The following is a 17,177-nucleotide window of genomic DNA, read 5'->3' as shown; positions in this document are numbered from 1 at the left end:
ACCGCAAGCTGAGATCGCGGTGGGTCGATCCCTGATTAGGTTCAAGGCATTGGGATTGCGTCGGCGAGACGAGAGGGCCAGGGGCTGTGCACTATCTTCATCAGCTCTATATCGGCGGTCGGTGGGTCTCGCCTGCGAAGTTACGACTTTTTGACCTCATCAACCCTGCGACTGAGACAGTCTTTGCAACCTTTGCCCCCGGTGATGGGGGTGATGTCGGCCGCGCTGTTCGCTCAGCACGGCAAGCGTTCAAGGCGTATGCCCAAACCACCCGACAGGAGCGGCTCGATCTGCTGCGAGCCATCGTCGACGGCTACCAGCGGCGCATGGACGATCTCGTCGAAGCGGTCATGCTGGAGATGGGGGCTCCCCTCACCCTTGCCCGCGAGCGCCAGGCGCCGGCCGGCCTCCTTCATCTGCAACAGAGCATCAAGGCGCTGGAAACCTATTCGTTCGACACTCTGCACGGTTCGACCCTGATCACGCGGGAGCCTATCGGGGTCTGCGGGCTGATCACACCGTGGAACTGGCCCCTTCTCCAGATTGCCTGCAAGGTTGGCCCTGCCCTTGCTGCGGGCTGCACGATGATCCTGAAGCCCAGTGAGGGTGCGCCTGCCTCGGCATCGATCTTTGCGGAAATCCTGCATGAGGCTGGTGTGCCATCCGGCGTGTTCAACCTCGTTCAGGGCGATGGAGCCACGGTCGGTCAGGCCCTCGCATCCCATCCTGGTGTCGACATGGTGTCCTTCACCGGCTCAACGCAGGCCGGCATCCTCGTGGCTCAGGCTGCGGCAGGCACCGTGAAGCGGGTACACCAGGAGCTCGGTGGTAAGTCGCCCAACATCCTTCTCGATGACACAAGTTTCGCGGCGGCTGTGAGCCATGGGGCGTATGCCTGCTTTGCCAACAGCGGCCAGTCCTGCAATGCGCCAACCCGCCTGCTCGTCCCAGCTGGTCGGCAGCAGGAAGCAGCCAGGATCGCCAAGAGGATTGCCGAAGATCTTGTGGTGGATCAGCCGCGCTCCCCAACAACAGCCCTTGGCCCTGTCGCGAACAAGGCACAGTTCACACGGGTTCAGAACCTGATTGTCTCCGGCCTTCGGGAGGGAGCAACGCTCATTGCTGGCGGGCCCGGCCGCCCGGCTCACCTGGACCGCGGCTACTATGTTCGCCCGACCGTGTTTGCCGACGTTCACAATCGGATGGCGATTGCACAGGAGGAGATATTCGGGCCTGTTCTCTCGATCCTGCCCTATGAAAGTGAGAGTGAGGTAATCGAGATGGCCAACGACACTTCTTTTGGCTTGTCGAGCTATGTGACCTCGGCAGACCCTGAGCGCGCTCGCAGGATTGCCCGCCAGATGCGCGCCGGCATGGTCCACCTGAACGGAGCATCCAGTGACCCGGCGGCGCCCTTCGGGGGGTACAAGCAGTCGGGCAATGGGCGGGAGCGTGGGGTGTTCGGGCTGGAGGAGTTCCTCGAGACCAAGTCGATCTTCGGCTACAGTCAGACCTGAAGTTCTGGCTTCACAAGTGGAAGGGCTGAATCGGCCCCGTGTTGGGATGAACGAGTGAGTAATGGGCCTGGAGGGACATGAACTGCAGATTCCGATTTCATCCGGCCAGGGATTCCGAGATGAAGCCGGCCGCGATTCCGATCATTCTCCGGCCACCGTTCCGAGATAAATCCGGCCACCATTCCGATCATTGTCCGGCCAGGGGCTGAGACAGCGTCGAGGGGATGTTCCCAAGGTCCGCCAATCAGGCATGAAGGCTCCATTGTTACGAACAAGGAGCGGCCATGCCGGCAAAGAGAAGGCTGACCATGAGAGCCATACGTCACATCCTGCGCCTGCATGCCAGCGGCGAGAGCGACCGATCCATCGGACGATCCGTTGGAGCCGCCCGCTCCACTGTCCAGGACACCCTCAAACGGGCCAAGGCGGCCGGGCTGACCTGGCCCGTGCCGGCAGATCTCACCGACACCCTCCTCGAGCAGCGCCTGTTCGCCAGGAGCGGCGTCAAGACCGGCCTGCGCCGACGCCCCGAACCGGACTGGGCTGCTCTCGCCAGGGAGATGAAGCGCCCGGGCGTCACGATGACCATCCTGCATGAGGAGTACAGGGCAGCGTATCCCGATGGCTACGGCTACTCGCGCTTCTGCGACCTGATGCGCGAGTTCGAGCGCCGCCTGTCACCGACCATGCGCCAGAACCACGTGGCCGGCGACAAGGTGTTCGTCGACTACTCGGGCAAGAAGCTGCCCATCGTCGATCCTGCCACCGGCGAGGTGCGCCAGGCCGAGATCTTCGTGGCGGTGCTCGGCGCCTCCAACTTCACCTACGCCGAGGCGACCTGGACGCAGCAATTGCCGGACTGGATCGAGGCGCATGTGCGGATGTTCCGCTTCGTTGGCGGCGTGCCCAAGCTCATCGTGCCGGACAACCTCAAGAGCGGCGTGCACAAGGCCTCGTTCTACGATCCCGAGCTCAATCGCAGCTACGGCAAGCTCGCAGCCCACTACGACGTCGGCGTCCTGCCCGCCCGCAGCCGCAAGCCTCGGGACAAGAGCAAGGTGGAGGTGGGCGTGCGCTTTGCCCAGTTTTACATTCTCGGCCGTCTGCGCAACCGCACCTTCTTCTCGCTCGCCGAGGCCAATGCCGCCATCGCGGAAGCGGTGGAGCGCATGAACAATGCGCCCATGCGTCGTCTCGGCATCAGCCGGCGCGAGCTCTTCGAGAGCATCGAGCGACCCACCCTCGCAGCCCTGCCGGCGGAAGACTACGTGTTTGCGCAGTGGCAGTTCGCCCGCGTCGGGCTGGACTATCACATCGAAATCGATGGCTTCTTTTATTCCGTGCCCTTCGGCCTCATCGGCGAGCAGGTGGACGTGCGCCTGACGCAGCGCACGGTCGAGGCCTTCCACAAGGGCGAGCGGGTGGCCGTCCACAGTCGGCGCTATGGCGGACAGGCGCATGGCACCAAGCCCGAGCACATGCCGGCCTCGCATCGGCATTACGCCTCCTGGTCGCCGGAGCGCTTCCGCTCCTGGGCCGCTTCGTTCGGCTCGAACACCGAGATGCTGATCGGCGCCATCCTAGCGGCCCGCCGTCATCCCGAGCAGGCCTACCGTACCTGCATTGGTGTGCTGCGCCACATGCGCGGCCTCCCCAAGGAGCGGGTGGAGGCGGCATCCGCCCAAGCCCTGGCGATCCGGGCCTTCTCCTACAAGGGCATCGTCTCGCTGCTCGATGCCCCCAAGAGCCCTGAGCCTGCTTCCTCTGACCGTCCTGCCATCACCCACCGCAACATCCGCGGACCGGGCTACTTCCACTGAAGGAGACGACAAGCATGTTGACCCATCCCACTCTCGAGTTGCTGCACGAGCTCGGCCTGCATGGCATGGCCAAGGGCTTCAAGGCGCTCAGCGACACTCCCGAAGCAACGGCGCTCGGTCATGCCGAATGGCTTGGCCTGATCCTGGACCATGAGGTGACGCTGCGGCAGCAGAAGCGCTTCGAGACCCGCGCCAGAGCCGCCCGGCTGCGCCATCCTGCCAGCGTCGAGGATGTCGACTTCCGCGCGCCGCGCTCGCTCGACCGGGCGTTGTTCCTCAAGCTGTCGTCATGCGATTGGATCCGCGAGAGGCGCAATCTGCTGATCACCGGCCCGTGTGGGGTCGGCAAGAGTTGGCTCGCCTGCGCCCTCGGCCACAAGGCGTGCCGCGAGGATCTGTCGGTGCTCTACCACCGTGTGCCGCGGCTGTTTGCGGCTCTCGCACTGGCGCGCACGGAAGGACGTTATGCCCGTCTGCTGCGGACGCTGGCGAGGGCGAAGTTGCTGGTTCTGGATGATTGGGGACCGGAGCCGCTGATGCCGGAACAGCAGCGGGATCTGATGGAGATCGTGGAGGACCGGTACGATTCCGGCTCGCTGCTGATCACGAGCCAGGTGCCGGTGGAGAAGTGGTACGAGATGATCGGCAGCCCGACGCTGGCGGATGCCATTCTCGACCGGGTTGTCCACAACGCCTATCGACTGAGTTTGACGGGCGAGAGCCTGCGCAAGGCCCGCGCGCTCGACGAGGCGGCTTGACCTCCGCGGGAGCGTCACTCACGGTGCAACACAAGGACCCAGGGAATATCCTCAGGTGGCCGACTTCAGATCGGAATCATGACCGGCATGAATTCGGAATGCATGGCCGACATCGCGTCGGAACAACTGGCCGACTTCATCGGAATCCGCACATGAACCTCCAACCAGACGGTTATCAGCCGCCGGCATAACCATCGAGCGACAGACCACGCCATGAGGACTGAGCCGCAGTTCAGCACCCTTGGCCCTGTTAGGGAAGCCACAGCCTGCCGGGCCGGTGAGCGCCCCTTCATCGCATGCGAGAGATCAGACATGTCGCTAAGGAGTCCTGCGGATTGGCCCCATGACAGCCCATCGGCGTGCTCTGCACGATATGGGACGATCAAGCAATGTTGAGCCGCCAACCTTATGGTCGAGCTTGGTCACACAGGGATTGTCAAACAACGAAAAAGCCGGGCCCAAAGGCCCGGCGTGAAGTTAAGGTTCGACAAAAGTCAAAACCTTCCAGAGGGAACGGCCGATGCGGCAGCGCCGGGAGGAAAAGAGCGGTGCCGCGTAGAATTCAGCCGCTTCTGATATCGGCGGCATCGCGCCTCTTTGCAATGCAGAATGCAACATGAAAGGGCTGCACTGGATGCATGTTCGCCAAGCTGCTGTCGGCCAAAAGAGCAACTTTCTTGAATATCTGCGAAATTGATAAACCTATCTGGGCTGACGGTGCTATCCGCTCTTGCTCACTCAAGGGCATAGGAGGCAGTGCAACAGACAGTTGCTTCTCTTCATGCACGAGTGCATCTCCGCTACGTTCGCAGCGACAGTGATGCTAGCCTGATTCAGTCCTGCTAAGGCAGTTGAGAACATAGGTAGAGAGCGGTGAGAGCAGCTGAAACGGCAGAGGCAGTCAAGCAAACATCGATGATAGCTTGTGCGCTAAGTTCTGCAATTCGATTGAGCATAGACAGCTTGAAATAAAGGTTTCTATGAGGACGGTGTCTATGTGGAACGGCTGGTCTGTTCGTCAAGCGCCAGCCTATCATTCAACTTCGCTCATGCACGCTCCATCCTTCGTGTAATCTCACGGAGATCGCCTGTAGATTCGGATCCACACCGCCGTGAGCGAAATTCTGGGGCTTCAGACCTCAGTCGATTGATGGAGCTGGCACAAGGAAACCTCCTCCGCATCAGGTCTGAAGGTCCTTGCAGACACGCCAGCTGTGTCACTCTGCTCACGCAATCAGATGATCAGAGCCATCGCAGTGGCTATGGTGATCAACGCTGAAATGAGACCAAGCAAGCGGAGCCCTCGGGACGGCTCACTTCGGATCCACGCATCCTCGTCGACATGCAGAAGATCGTCGTCATCGGTTCTGCGCACAATACGCCTCACGGTTCTGCGGGTATGAAAGTTGTTTTGAGCGCTGACGTGCGATCTCGTAACATCCGCACGCGGTCTGCTCAAGGCCAGAGCGATCGGTCACCGTGATTGCACCGCGGCGCTGATGGATCAGACCGGCTGACTGAAGCCCGCTCGTGACAAGACTGACGGACGATCGTTGCACTCCCAGCATTCGGGACAAATGCTCGTGCGTAACTGGCAAGGTCGCCTGGTCGACTCGATCAAGCACGGTAAGGAGTAGGCGGCAGCAGCGAGCCTCTACACTGTGAGCAGTGTTGCAGGCCATGGCTTGTAGGGTCTCCGCCAGCAAAACCTCCACGTAGCGCAAGAAGCACTCCCGAAGTTGCGGTCGTTCCTCGAACGCACGATGCAGGACATCGGTGTCGATGCGTGAGGCAATGCCTGGGATTTGCACAACAAATCGCCCGATCGACAGGCGGGTGGTGAGCGCACTGGCTAATCCAAACATGCCCTCATACCCGAATACTGCCATCTCGATGCTCTTGCCTTCAGGTAGAACACTTGTCAGCGAGACAATACCGTTGTGCGGGAAGTAGGCGAACGGCATGCGCTCGTCGGTTTTATAAACTACGGCCCCCTTCTTCAGCTCGACCTGCTCGAGGTATGGCTCAAGGCACGCTAAGTCTGCTGGGTGTAACGCCGATAGCAATTGGTTGGTGCGATGGGATAAAGGAAAGGACATGGTAGGACCCGTAAACTATCTGAGTCTTACTTTTTGGGGGACTTAAAAAAGCATTACGACGGTAGCAACCTGGACCTCTGTGGCGACGCCGCTCCCCCTCGTCGCGGCCCCTCATTTTGATTTGCAATTCGCAATGCGTGCCACCGCTCCGAATAAAAGGGGCTCGCTACGGCGATGCCGAGCGAGCCCAGGTAAGGGAGGACCATCCCAAAAGAAATCTCCGTGTCAGACGGAGACGAGGTGGCAGGGACGAAAGCCACCTTCTTCGCTGCCGGCGCTGCCGACAGGAAGACCGGCGCAAGCACATTGCCTGCGATCGAAAACATTGTGAAAGAATTTTCAGGCATGCTCATGCCCGAATCCCTCCGCAGTCTTAAGGCTCTGACGAGCGCCAATTTCCCGTTCTCTCCCGATCCTCGACTGGGCAAGGGTAAACGCTACCCACGCGTTCGCTCCCTACTCAGGTTATGCAGCGATCGCTTCTTCTGCTGGCGAAAAGGCGATCGCCAGGCTGTCGGCAACAGCCTTGTAGGTCAGCCGTCCGCGGTGGATGTTGAGCCCGTCCCGCAGGTGGCGGTTCTCGACCACGGCCTTGACACCTTTGTTCGCCAGCTCCAAGCCAAAGGGGAGCGTCGCGTTGTTGAGCGCATGGCTTGAGGTGAGCGGAACGGCACCGGGCATGTTGGCGACGCAGTAATGCACAACGCCATCAACCTCATACGTTGGATCGGCGTGGGTCGTGGCATGGGAAGTCTCGAAGCACCCGCCCTGATCAATCGCGACATCCACAATCACCGAGCCGCGGCGCATGTGCTGGAGCATCTCACGGGTGACCAGTTTGGGAGCACTCACACCCGGCACCAGGACGGCGCCGATCACGACGTCCGCCTCGAACACCTCCTGCTCGAGAGCCTCCAGCGTGGAGAAGCGGGTGCGGACACGCCCTGCAAACTGCTCGTCCAACTCCCGCAGACGGGGAAGCGAGCGATCAAGGACCGTCACCTCTGCTCCCAATCCGGCCGCCATGCGGGCGGCATGGGTGCCGACTACTCCGCCGCCGATGACGACGACCCGAGCGGGCTGCACACCCGGGACACCGCCAAGGAGCAGTCCGCGTCCACCGGCCGATCGCTTGAGGGCAGCACCAGCTGCCTCAATGGACAGTCGGCCCGCTACCTCGCTCATTGGAGCGAGCAGCGGCAGCCCACCTCTGGCATCGGTTACCGTTTCATAGGCGATGGCGGTGCAGCCGGAGGCCAACAGACCTTTCGTCTGTTCCGGATCCGGAGCCAAATGGAGGTAGGTGAAGAGGATCTGGCCCTCGCGCAACTGGACCCATTCGCTGGGTTGCGGCTCCTTGACCTTCACGATCATATCTGCCTGGGCGAAGACCTCGGCCGCTGTGTCGACGACCACGGCCCCAGCTTTGCGGTAAGTCTCGTCTTCAGCGCCGATGCCCGCACCCGCATGAGTCTCGGCCAAGACCGTGTGTCCGGCGGCAATGTACTCCCGGACCGCCCCTGGTGTGACTCCGACACGGTACTCGTGAGTCTTAACTTCCTTCGGAACTCCAACGCGCATAGGGAACTCCTTCGTGCTGGCTCATAGTTAGCGACTGGCAGGATTCGATTTCCCGCAAAAACGAAGTAAGGGCGCGGGATTTAGTTAAAATTTGTCCTGAAGTACTGAAAAAGTGCGCTGTATGGCTTCCCTGTAAGGTCCTTGGTGCTATTGCGCCATGATCGATCGACGGCCAAGGTTGCTGTCGTCCTTAGATGGGAGATTTGTGAGAGGACACTCAACCTACGTCATCTTACTGGGAAGACGATGTAAACGAGGGCGTTCTTGACTTAGCTTTCCAGCTTCACCGGGGAAGCGCCACCATGATCATAATAGTCGGTGCAGACCTCGGTCGTGATAATGAAAGTCAGAGGGAGCAGTAGCCGTAGGTTGGGTGCTCCGGCCAGACTGACCCATGCCGCCGGACAGGTTCTTCACTCCGCCCGACACTTGACCTTCTCATTATCTAAGGCGCAGACCTTGATGGCTTGTGTGATGGGCCCTCCTCACAGGCCTTGTGGAGCTAACCGACCACGGTGAGCCTCAAGAATGTACGGACGCTCTGCTTCGCCCGTGTAGAGCTGGCGCGGACGGCCGATGCGCTGGGACGGATCCTCGATCATCTCGCTCCACTGGGCGATCCAGCCGACCGTGCGGGCAAGCGCGAACAGCACAGTGAACATGGAGGTGGGGAAGCCCATCGCCTTCAGCGTGATGCCCGAATAGAAGTCGATGTTCGGGTAGAGCTTCTTCTCGATGAAGTAATCGTCCTTCAGGGCGATCTGCTCAAGCTCCACGGCCACGTCGAGGAGCGGATCGTCCTTGATGCCGAGCTCGTTCAGCACCTCATGGGTGGTCTTCTGCATGATGCGCGCGCGCGGGTCGTAGTTCTTGTAGACCCGGTGGCCGAAGCCCATGAGGCGGAACGGATCGTTCTTGTCTTTCGCCTTGGCGATGTATTCCGGAATGCGGTCGGGCGTGCCGATCTCCTCCAGCATCTTCAGGGCCGCCTCGTTAGCGCCGCCGTGAGCGGGGCCCCACAGGCAGGCGATGCCAGCCGCGATGCAGGCGAAGGGGTTCGCACCCGACGAGCCCGCGAGACGCACCGTCGAAGTCGAGGCGTTCTGCTCGTGGTCGGCGTGCAGGATGAAGATCCGGTCAAGCGCCCGCGAGAGCACCGGGTTGACCTTGTACTCCTCGGCCGGCACCGCGAAGCACATCTTCAGGAAGTTGGAGGTGTAGTCCAGATCGTTCTGCGGATACACGAAGGGCTGGCCGATGGAATACTTGTAGGCCATCGCCGCGAGTGTGGGCATCTTGGCGATCATGCGCATGGACGCGATCATGCGCTGGTGCGGGTCCGAGATGTCCGTGGAGTCGTGGTAGAAGGCCGAAAGCGCCCCGACGCAGGCGACCATGATCGCCATCGGGTGCGCATCACGGCGGAAGCCGGTGAAGAACCGGTTCATCTGGTCGTGCACCATGGTGTGGCGCGTGACGCGATAGTCGAAATCGGCCTTCTGAGCGGCGGTCGGCAGCTCTCCATAGAGGAGCAGGTAGCAGGTCTCAAGAAAGTCGCCGTGCTCGGCAAGCTGATCAATCGGATAGCCGCGGTAGAGCAGGATGCCCTTGTCGCCGTCGATATAGGTGATCTTCGACTCGGTGGCCGCAGTGGAGGTGAAGCCCGGGTCGTAGGTGAACATCCCGGTCTGACCGTAGAGCTTGGAGATGTCGAGGACACTCGGGCCGATTGTGCCTTCTTTGACCGGCAGGTCCACGGACCTGTTGCCAGCTTCAAACGTGATGCTCATAGCTCATTGTCCTGTTTCAACCGAGTGCCACCGATCAGCGACTCAAGATGTTCATGTTTGGGATGCAAGACTTTGGTGCGGAACGTTTGCGTCATCCAATCTACGACTGCTTTACTCTGAAGGGCCTAGCTCGCATTCCGCCTTGCTTCACGAATAACGCCGTTTGCAATAGCCCATTCGGTTTTATCAAAGTCAAAGCAGCCGCAGCTATCAATTACTCTCCCAGTGGTGTGTGAGTAGACCTCAAGCCAAAACGGCGGAATGCCAGGTGACCTGTTCGTCAGTTGGGTGATTTCTGTCATACGAATCTCGAGCGCACCAAACCTGGCTAATATCGATGTTTTCGAGCGATCATCCTCATCCGGCATGACGGCAAGTTGAACGTAGGTGAGAAGGATCTCCTGCTTGAACTCGTCGACGTCGCTTGTCACTGGCTGTCGACCGCCAGAGTTGAACGCTTCCTGCTGAACCATTCTCAGCCTCCATCAAGCCGCATCGGACTAGCCGCCGTTCACCGCGACCTTGAAGTCCGCCGCCGTCTTGGCCTTGATCTCGTCCACCGTCACGCCCTCAGCCAGCTTGATCAGGGTCATGCCGGAGCCACCCTTCTTGTCGACGGAGAAGACGCCGAGATCGGTGATCACCAGATCGACCACACCGGTGCCGGTCAGCGGCAGGTTGCACTCCTTCAGAAGCTTCGGATCCTCGGAGCCGTCCTTGGCCTTCGCTACGTGCTCCATGACCACCACGACGCGCTTGACGCCCGCCACCAGGTCCATGGCGCCGCCCATGCCCTTCACCATCTTGCCGGGGATCATCCAGTTGGCGAGGTCGCCGTTCTGGGCCACCTGCATGGCGCCCAGGATCGACAGGTCGATATGGCCGCCGCGGATCATGCCGAAGGAATCGGCCGAGGAGAAATAGCTCGTGGTCGGCAGCTCGGTGATCGTCTGCTTGCCGGCATTGATCAGGTCCGCGTCCTCCTCGCCCTCATAGGGGAACGGGCCCATGCCCAGCATGCCGTTTTCGGACTGGAGCTGAACGCGCATGCCCTTGGGGATGAAGTTGGAGACCAGCGTCGGGATGCCGATGCCGAGATTCACGTAGAAGCCGTCGCGCAGCTCCTTGGCCGCGCGGGCGGCCATCTGTTCACGGGTCCAGGCCATCAGACTTCCTCTCCTGCTCCCGCGGGCACCGCGGCTTCGGCGCGCTTGCGGGTCGTGCGTTGCTCGATGTGTTTGACCGGGTTCGGCACATGAACGATGCGCTTCACGAAGATGCCCGGCGTGTGCATGCAATCCGGGTCGATCTCGCCGGCCGGCACCAGATGCTCGACCTCGGCGACGGTCATCCGTGAGGCGGTCGCCATCATCGGATTGAAGTTGCGGGCGGTCTTCCGGTAGACGAGATTACCTTCGGTGTCGCCCTTCCAGGCATGGACGATGGAAATATCGGCGAAGAGGCCGGTTTCCATGACGTATTTCTCGCCGTTGAACTCGCGCACTTCCTTGCCCTCGGCGATGAGGGTGCCCACGCCGGTCTTGGTGTAGAAGGCCGGAATGCCGGCGCCGCCGGCGCGGATGCGCTCGGCCAGCGTGCCCTGCGGGTTGAACTCAAGCTCAAGCTCGCCCGAGAGGTACTGCTGGGCGAAGAGCTTGTTCTCACCCACATAGGACGAGATCATCTTGCGGATCTGGCGGGTTTCCAGCAGGCGGCCGAGGCCGACCCCATCCACGCCCGCATTGTTGGAGATGAAGGTCAGGTCCTTCGCCCCCGAATCACGAATCGCCTCGATCAGCGCCTCCGGAATGCCGCAGAGACCGAAGCCCCCGGCCATGATGGTCATGCCATCCTTGACCAGGCCAGCCAGCGCAACACGCGCATCGTTGTACAATTTTTCCACTGCTGTTCTGCCTTCATCTACGCGGCCGGAGATCACCTTGCACGTTAGATGAGCCGACCTTGATGGGTATTCGAGACTACTGATGGAGCCTCTACGCAAAACTGAAACGCCACTCGTCTCTGTAGCGATCAGCTGTGAGATCCTTGTGCGCGACCTCGGGCACCCGACCGGAGATCAGGTCGGCAAGCACGCGCCCGGAACCGCAGGCCATCGTCCAGCCGAGAGTGCCGTGCCCCGTGTTCGTGAACAGGTTCTGGTACCGTGTCGCGCCCACCACTGGCGTGCCGTCCGGCGTCATCGGTCGCAACCCAGTCCAGAAGCTGGCCTGCATGACGTCGCCGCCCTGCGGGAACAGATCTGTGACCGAGTGCTCCAGCGTCGCCCGCCGCGGCCCCCGCAGGCGCTGGCTGAACCCGGCCAGCTCCGCCGTCCCGCCGACCCGGATCCGGTTCCCTAAGCGCGTGATGCCGACCTTGTAGGTCTCGTCCATCACGGTCGAGACCGGCGCCGCATCTGCGTTCACGATGGGCATGGTCAGCGAGTAGCCTTTCACCGGGTAGACGGGCAGGTGGATGCCCAAGGGCTTCACCAGCTGCGGCGTGTAGCTGCCCATGGCCGCCACATAGCTGTCGGCCGTGAGCACCTCGCCGCCATTGATCTGCACGCCGACAGTGGAGTCGCCGTCCGTGAGCAGCCTCTCGACGGACGTGCCATACCGGAAGTGCACGCCCAGCTGCTCCGCAATGGCCGCCAGCCGCTGCGTGAACAGGTGAGCATCCCCGGTCTCGTCGCCGAGAAGACGCAACCCGCCCGCGACCTTGCTCTTCACCAAGCCTAGAGCCGGCTCAACGCCCACGCATCCTTCGGGGTCCAAGATTTCATAGGGCACACCATAGGCCTCGAGAACCGCCGTATCCTCCCCGATCCCGTCGAGCTGCTGTTGCGTGCGAAAGAGCTGAAGTAGTCCCTGCTCCCGATGATCATAGGTGATGCCGGTTTCCTGCCGCAGCTCGCGCAGGCAGTCCCGGCTGTACTCGGCGAGAGCAACCATCCGGCTTTTATTGCGCCGGTAGGCTTCCTCGGTGCAGTTGGCCAGCATGTGGGCAAGCCAGGCCCACAGGCGCAGTTCGGTGCGCGGCCACAGCACCAGCGGCCGGTGCTTCATCATCAGCCACTTCATCGCCTTGACCGGAATGCCTGGAGCCGCCCACGGCGCCGAGTAGCCGGGCGAGACCTGGCCGGCATTGGCAAAGCTCGTTTCCATGCCGGCGGCGGGCTGGCGGTCGACCACTGTCACCTCGTGGCCCTGCTTGGCGAGATAGTAGGCGGACGTGACGCCAACGACGCCGCTGCCGAGAACGAGAATGCGCATGGTGTGATCCTCAGGAATGAAGGTACTGACGGTGGTAGCGGGAGCCTAGGCTCGTGAGCAGCTCGTAGCCGATCGTGCTGGCGGCCCGGGCGAGAGCATCGAGATCCTGGTCGGGACCAATCAGGTCGACCAGCGCTCCCGGGAGTAGCGAACCCTCCGGAAGCGTGGTGGCATCGAGGATGATGCTGTCCATCGAGACGCGCCCGATCAGCGGCAGATGGTTGCCGTTGAACCAGGCGCCGCCACGGCTGGACAGGCTACGCAGAAAACCATCGGCATAGCCGACAGCCACGGTCACAAGCCTTGAGGGAGCATCGGTCCTGGCCGTGTGGCCATAGCCGACCGGGGTGTTGGCCGGCACCTCCCGGATCTGAACCACTTTGCCTTGCAGGCGAACGACCGGCCGCATAGGATTCGGTCGACCGGCCTGAGGGGCGATGCCGTAGAGGGCGGCCCCTGGACGCACGAGATCGAAGTGGTAGTCGGACCCTAAGAAGATTGCAGACGAGGCCGCCAGGCTCATCCGGCGGCACGGCAGAAGCCTCCCCATCTGCCGAAACAAGGCAAGCTGTCTGGCATTTGCCGGATGATCGGGTTCATCGGCACAAGCCAAGTGGCTCATCACCAACCATATGTTGAGAGCATCTAGCTGCTCATGATTGGAGGAGAGGCTACGGACATCAGCGTCGCTTAAGCCGAACCGGGCCATACCTGTGTCGACCTGCAGGACGGCGGGCAGCCTGGAGCCAGCGACCATAGCAGTGATAGCCCACCGGCTGACCTGGTCGAGGCTGCTCAGAACCGGCACAAGATCATTGGCGATGAAGTCGGTTTCCGTTCCGGCCAGCGGGCCGTGGAGGACCGCAATCCTTGCGCCAGATCCGAGGATCCGGCGGAGCACCATTCCCTCCTCCAGATGAGCGACAAAGAAGTGCCGGCAACCGCCCCTAGCCAAAGCTTGGGCAACCATCCCGGCACCCAGGCCATAGGCATCGGCCTTGACGACAGCGGCGCAGACGGCTTGCTGGGCCCGCTGGCGAAGTAACCTGTAATTTCTCTCGATGGCACTCAAGTCAACAGTGAGGATCGCTCCAGCGCGATTGGCAGTCGTCGACGAAGGGATGATCCATGCGCCTCCCGAGTTTGTTGTTTCACAAAGCGAGCTAGCGAAGCGGTCGTCGGGATCAGAGGCGCTATCCGCTAGGTGTGGGGCCGGTACCCCGTAGCAGCGGTTACCGAGAACCGCCACTGAACCCGGGGTGTCATCCTCAATCCGCAATGCAGCACTCACGTGTGATCTCCACCGAGCGGCGTTTGAGCATCTCGGCCATGGTTCGGCCAGATGAGCCGCTAAGAAATCGCATGATGGGGAGAGCGCAGACGGGGCGGAGTGAAGTACCAGCCTTCATCTGCGCTCGTATCAAGTACGAATTAGATAGCCGCGCGTTCGCGTGATAGCTCGTCCATGACTTGGCGCACGGCCGCCTCGGCGATGCCCACGATCTCGTCAACCTCGCCTTTGGTCGCGACCAACGGCGGCGCAAATCCGAGGATGTCGCCATGAGGCATCGCGCGGGCGATCAGGCCGCGATCGCGGGCAGCTTTGGAAACCCGGGCACCAACCTTCAAGCTCGCGTCGAAGCGAGCCTTCCTCTCCCGATCTGCCACGAACTCGATCGCTCCCATGAGACCTACGCCGCGGACCTCGCCGACGATCGGGAGCTGGGCGAAGACTGCTTTGAGGCGCTCCTGGAAGTAACTGCCAACCTCACGCGCATTGCCAGGCAGGTTCTCCCTCTCGACCAAGTCCAAGACGGCGTTCGCAGCAGCCGCGCCGATCGGATGACCGGAATAGGTGTAGCCATGGGAGAAAGCACCAACGCGGTCTGCGCCTTCCTCAAGGACCTTATAGACCTTCTCGCCGACGATGGCGCCCGACAAAGGGAAGTACGCGGACGTCAGACCCTTTGCGACGGTGATCAGGTCAGGCTCGATGCCGTAGTGGTCCGAGCCGAACATCGATCCGACCCGGCCGAATCCCGTGATCACCTCGTCGGCGATCAGCAGGATATCGTACTTCTTCAGAACCTGTTGAATGGCTGGCCAATACCCCTCGGGTGGCGGGGTAATGCCGCCGGTGCCAAGAACAGGCTCGCCGATGAAGGCGCCTATCGTCTCCGGTCCCTCCCGCAGGATCAGTTCCTCCAGTTCTCTCGCTCGGCGCTGAGAGAACTCCAGCTCGGTTTCACCGGACTCCGCGCCCCAGTAATGGTGCGGGACACCGGTGTGGATGATGCCTGACACGGGGAGATCCATGTAGTCATGGTAGAAGCTCATGCCCGTCATCGATCCGGAGACCACACTGCAGCCATGGTACCCGCGCTCGCGGGAGATGATCTTCTTCTTCTTGGGCTGACCGCGCAGGTTATTGTAGTACCAGACGATCTTCGCATTCGTCTCGTTGGCATCGGAGCCTGACATTCCGTAGAAAATCTTGCTCATCTTGCCAGGTGCCATACGAACCAGACGGTCGGACAGAATGGCCAATTCGTCCGTCGTGTGGGCGGCATAGGAGTGGTAATAGGCCAGGCGATACGCCTGCCGCGAGATGGCCTCAGCAATCTCCGTACGGCCATAGCCGACGTTGACGCAGTAGAGACCGGCGAAGCCATCGATGTACTCCCGCCCCGTGGCATCCTTAATACGAATACCCTTTCCGGTCTCGACAATCGTCGGGTTACCTGCCTTGCCTGTCGCGAAATCCTTCAGTTGGGTGAAGGGATGGAGCACGCTGGCCTTGTCCAGCTGGCTGATCTCAGAAACGTTGATCGTCATATTTATTCTCCCAAATTCAAGCGGCCAAGTTGCCGATGCAAACGTATTTCGGCTCAAGGTACTCAAGGATGCCGTGGCGAGAGCCCTCGCGACCTAGACCCGACTGCTTCCAGCCCCCGAATGGGATCGGAGCGCCGGTAAACTTGGGCGTATTGACGGCAACCATGCCGTACTCCAGCCGGTTGGTGAGGCGCATCGCCCGTCCCAGGTCCGTCGTGTAAACGTAGGCAGCCAAGCCCATCTCGGTATCATTGGCCCGGCCGATGACCTCGACTTCGCTCTCGAAGGGCAGGATGGCCGCAACAGGCCCGAAGGTTTCCTCACGGGCAATCAGCATGTCATCAGTGACATCCGCCAGAACGGTTGGCGTGACGAAGTTGCCGCCAAGCGGACTGTCCTGACCACCGGCGACGACCCGCGCCCCTGCCGACAAAGCCTGGGAAATATGCTGCCGGCACTTTTCAGCAACAGACCCGCGGGTCATCGGCCCGATGTCGACCCCAGGCTGGAGACCATGACCTACTTTCAGACGCTCCGTCGCCTCGGCGAACTCCGTGACAAAGGCATCGTAGATCGAACGCTGCACATAGATCCGGTTGGCCGCTAGGCAATCCTGACCAGATGTCGCGAACTTGGCCCCGATGCATCCCGTCACGGCGTGGCTGAGGGGAGCATCATCGAACAGGATGAAGGGGGCGTGGCCACCCAACTCGAGCGATGCCTTCTTCACAGTCTGGGCCGCCTGAGTCAGCAGGATCCGCCCGACTTCCGTCGATCCGGTGAAGGAGAAAGCTCTCACGTGGGTGTGTTCAAGCAAGCGCCGAGCCAGCGGTGCCGCCTCGCCGGTCACGACCTGCAGAACGCCGGCCGGGATACCGGCCTCCTGGCCGAGCTTCGCCAACGCCAGGGCAGACAGAGGCGTCTCTGGCGCTGGCTTGACGATCATCGAGCAGCCTGCCGCCAGAGCAGCTCCTGCTTTGCGGGTGATCATGGCGCTTGGGAAGTTCCAGGGCGTGATCGCAGCCGTCACACCGATGGGCTGCATTTGAACCGAGAGACGACTTCCGGCCAGATGGCTCGGGATCGTCTCGCCATAAGCTCTCTCGCCTTCCGCGGCGAACCAGTCTAGGAAGGCTGCCGCATACACGATCTCCCCACGGGCCTCGCTCAAGGGCTTGCCCTGCTCGCAAGTCATGATGGCAGCAAGGTCCTCAGCATGAGTTCGCATCAAAGTTGCCCAAGCATGGAGGATCGCGCCTCGAGCCATCGGCGTCTCGTCACGCCAGCGCAAGAATGCATCCTGAGCTGACGCCACGGCATGCTCCAAAACGTCCGTGGAGCAAGCCGTGACATTCACAAGGTGCTCGCCCGTTGCTGGATCGACGACCGGTAGCGTTGTTTCACACCCGATCCACTCGCCGCCAACGAAGGCGCGTCGCTCAAGAAGATCGGGCCGCTGAAGTCGGCGTAAGGTGGCTGCAGCTAGACCTTTCATTGTGTCT

The 17,177-nt window shown here is 61.4% G+C and carries 14 protein-coding genes; 3 read left to right on the top strand and 11 right to left on the bottom strand.

Translation table 11 applies throughout. The features are described from left to right. The first annotated feature begins 86 nt into the window (after positions 1–86). From JO965_RS29070 to istB, 3 genes are all read left to right on the top strand, one after another. Positions 87–1,517, top strand: a complete 1,431-nt coding sequence (locus JO965_RS29070) for an aldehyde dehydrogenase family protein (protein WP_203444407.1) — start codon at positions 87–89, stop codon at positions 1,515–1,517. Positions 1,518–1,801: 284 nt separating this feature from the next. Continuing rightward, complete coding sequence (istA, locus tag JO965_RS29065; protein ID WP_203444406.1) at positions 1,802–3,337, top strand: IS21 family transposase; 1,536 nt, start codon at positions 1,802–1,804, stop codon at positions 3,335–3,337. A gap of 14 nt (positions 3,338–3,351) precedes the next feature. After that, a complete protein-coding gene (gene istB, locus JO965_RS29060) occupies positions 3,352–4,095 on the top strand; it encodes an IS21-like element helper ATPase IstB (protein ID WP_203444405.1) in 744 nt (247 codons plus the stop codon). Positions 4,096–4,657: 562 nt separating this feature from the next. Here the strand turns inward: istB and JO965_RS29055 are convergent. The 11 genes from JO965_RS29055 to JO965_RS29005 form a co-directional block, all read right to left on the bottom strand. Beyond that, positions 4,658–4,882, bottom strand: a complete 225-nt coding sequence (locus JO965_RS29055; RefSeq protein ID WP_203444404.1) for a hypothetical protein — start codon at positions 4,880–4,882, stop codon at positions 4,658–4,660. A 571-nt stretch (positions 4,883–5,453) separates the two neighbouring features. After that, positions 5,454–6,194 carry a Crp/Fnr family transcriptional regulator gene (locus JO965_RS29050; protein WP_203444403.1) on the bottom strand — a complete coding sequence of 247 codons (741 nt, stop codon included), beginning with the start codon at positions 6,192–6,194 and terminating at the stop codon, positions 5,454–5,456. A gap of 465 nt (positions 6,195–6,659) precedes the next feature. Continuing rightward, positions 6,660–7,775 carry an alanine dehydrogenase gene (gene ald / locus JO965_RS29045; protein WP_203444402.1) on the bottom strand — a complete coding sequence of 372 codons (1,116 nt, stop codon included), beginning with the start codon at positions 7,773–7,775 and terminating at the stop codon, positions 6,660–6,662. A gap of 485 nt (positions 7,776–8,260) precedes the next feature. Then, on the bottom strand, positions 8,261–9,565 hold the full coding sequence (gltA, locus tag JO965_RS29040; RefSeq protein ID WP_203444401.1) for a citrate synthase: 1,305 nt from the start codon (positions 9,563–9,565) through the stop codon (positions 8,261–8,263). A gap of 125 nt (positions 9,566–9,690) precedes the next feature. Beyond that, complete coding sequence (locus tag JO965_RS29035) at positions 9,691–10,038, bottom strand: hypothetical protein (protein WP_203444400.1); 348 nt, start codon at positions 10,036–10,038, stop codon at positions 9,691–9,693. A gap of 27 nt (positions 10,039–10,065) precedes the next feature. Continuing rightward, positions 10,066–10,731: a 3-oxoacid CoA-transferase subunit B gene (locus JO965_RS29030; protein ID WP_203444399.1), complete on the bottom strand. Its 666-nt coding sequence runs from the start codon at positions 10,729–10,731 to the stop codon at positions 10,066–10,068. Continuing rightward, positions 10,731–11,468, bottom strand: coding sequence for a CoA transferase subunit A (locus JO965_RS29025; protein ID WP_203444398.1), 738 nt, complete (start codon positions 11,466–11,468; stop codon positions 10,731–10,733). Before JO965_RS29025 ends, JO965_RS29030 begins: the two co-directional genes overlap by 1 nt. 91 nt (positions 11,469–11,559) lie before the next feature. Beyond that, positions 11,560–12,840 (bottom strand): D-amino acid dehydrogenase, encoded by a 1,281-nt coding sequence (locus tag JO965_RS29020; protein WP_203444397.1) that lies wholly within the window; start codon positions 12,838–12,840, stop codon positions 11,560–11,562. 10 nt (positions 12,841–12,850) lie between these two features. Further along, positions 12,851–14,089 carry an alanine racemase gene (gene alr, locus JO965_RS29015; protein WP_371826954.1) on the bottom strand — a complete coding sequence of 413 codons (1,239 nt, stop codon included), beginning with the start codon at positions 14,087–14,089 and terminating at the stop codon, positions 12,851–12,853. Positions 14,090–14,271: 182 nt separating this feature from the next. Beyond that, positions 14,272–15,675, bottom strand: coding sequence for an aspartate aminotransferase family protein (locus tag JO965_RS29010; protein WP_203444396.1), 1,404 nt, complete (start codon positions 15,673–15,675; stop codon positions 14,272–14,274). A 16-nt stretch (positions 15,676–15,691) separates the two neighbouring features. Beyond that, the gene (locus JO965_RS29005) at positions 15,692–17,170 is read right to left on the bottom strand and encodes an NAD-dependent succinate-semialdehyde dehydrogenase (protein ID WP_203444395.1); all 1,479 of its coding nucleotides are present in this window, start codon (positions 17,168–17,170) and stop codon (positions 15,692–15,694) included. Positions 17,171–17,177: the final 7 nt, after the last annotated feature.

The sequence above is a fragment of the Microvirga sp. VF16 genome, assembly GCF_016864375.1.
Taxonomy (GTDB): domain Bacteria; phylum Pseudomonadota; class Alphaproteobacteria; order Rhizobiales; family Beijerinckiaceae; genus Microvirga.
The sequence above is the reverse complement of the archived record's forward strand: the minus strand, read 5'-3'. Positions and strand labels throughout refer to the sequence as shown.

What these genes read in the sequence shown, in the direction of transcription:
- istB (WP_203444405.1), top strand. Translation starts at nt 3,352, where the DNA reads ATGTTGACCCATCCCACTCTCGAGTTGCTGCACGAGCTCGGCCTGCAT.
- JO965_RS29050 (WP_203444403.1), bottom strand. Translation starts at nt 6,194, where the DNA reads ATGTCCTTTCCTTTATCCCATCGCACCAACCAATTGCTATCGGCGTTA.
- ald (WP_203444402.1), bottom strand. Translation starts at nt 7,775, where the DNA reads ATGCGCGTTGGAGTTCCGAAGGAAGTTAAGACTCACGAGTACCGTGTC.
- JO965_RS29030 (WP_203444399.1), bottom strand. Translation starts at nt 10,731, where the DNA reads ATGGCCTGGACCCGTGAACAGATGGCCGCCCGCGCGGCCAAGGAGCTG.
- JO965_RS29035 (WP_203444400.1), bottom strand. Translation starts at nt 10,038, where the DNA reads ATGGTTCAGCAGGAAGCGTTCAACTCTGGCGGTCGACAGCCAGTGACA.
- JO965_RS29020 (WP_203444397.1), bottom strand. Translation starts at nt 12,840, where the DNA reads ATGCGCATTCTCGTTCTCGGCAGCGGCGTCGTTGGCGTCACGTCCGCC.
- istA (WP_203444406.1), top strand. Translation starts at nt 1,802, where the DNA reads ATGCCGGCAAAGAGAAGGCTGACCATGAGAGCCATACGTCACATCCTG.
- gltA (WP_203444401.1), bottom strand. Translation starts at nt 9,565, where the DNA reads ATGAGCATCACGTTTGAAGCTGGCAACAGGTCCGTGGACCTGCCGGTC.
- JO965_RS29010 (WP_203444396.1), bottom strand. Translation starts at nt 15,675, where the DNA reads ATGACGATCAACGTTTCTGAGATCAGCCAGCTGGACAAGGCCAGCGTG.
- JO965_RS29005 (WP_203444395.1), bottom strand. Translation starts at nt 17,170, where the DNA reads ATGAAAGGTCTAGCTGCAGCCACCTTACGCCGACTTCAGCGGCCCGAT.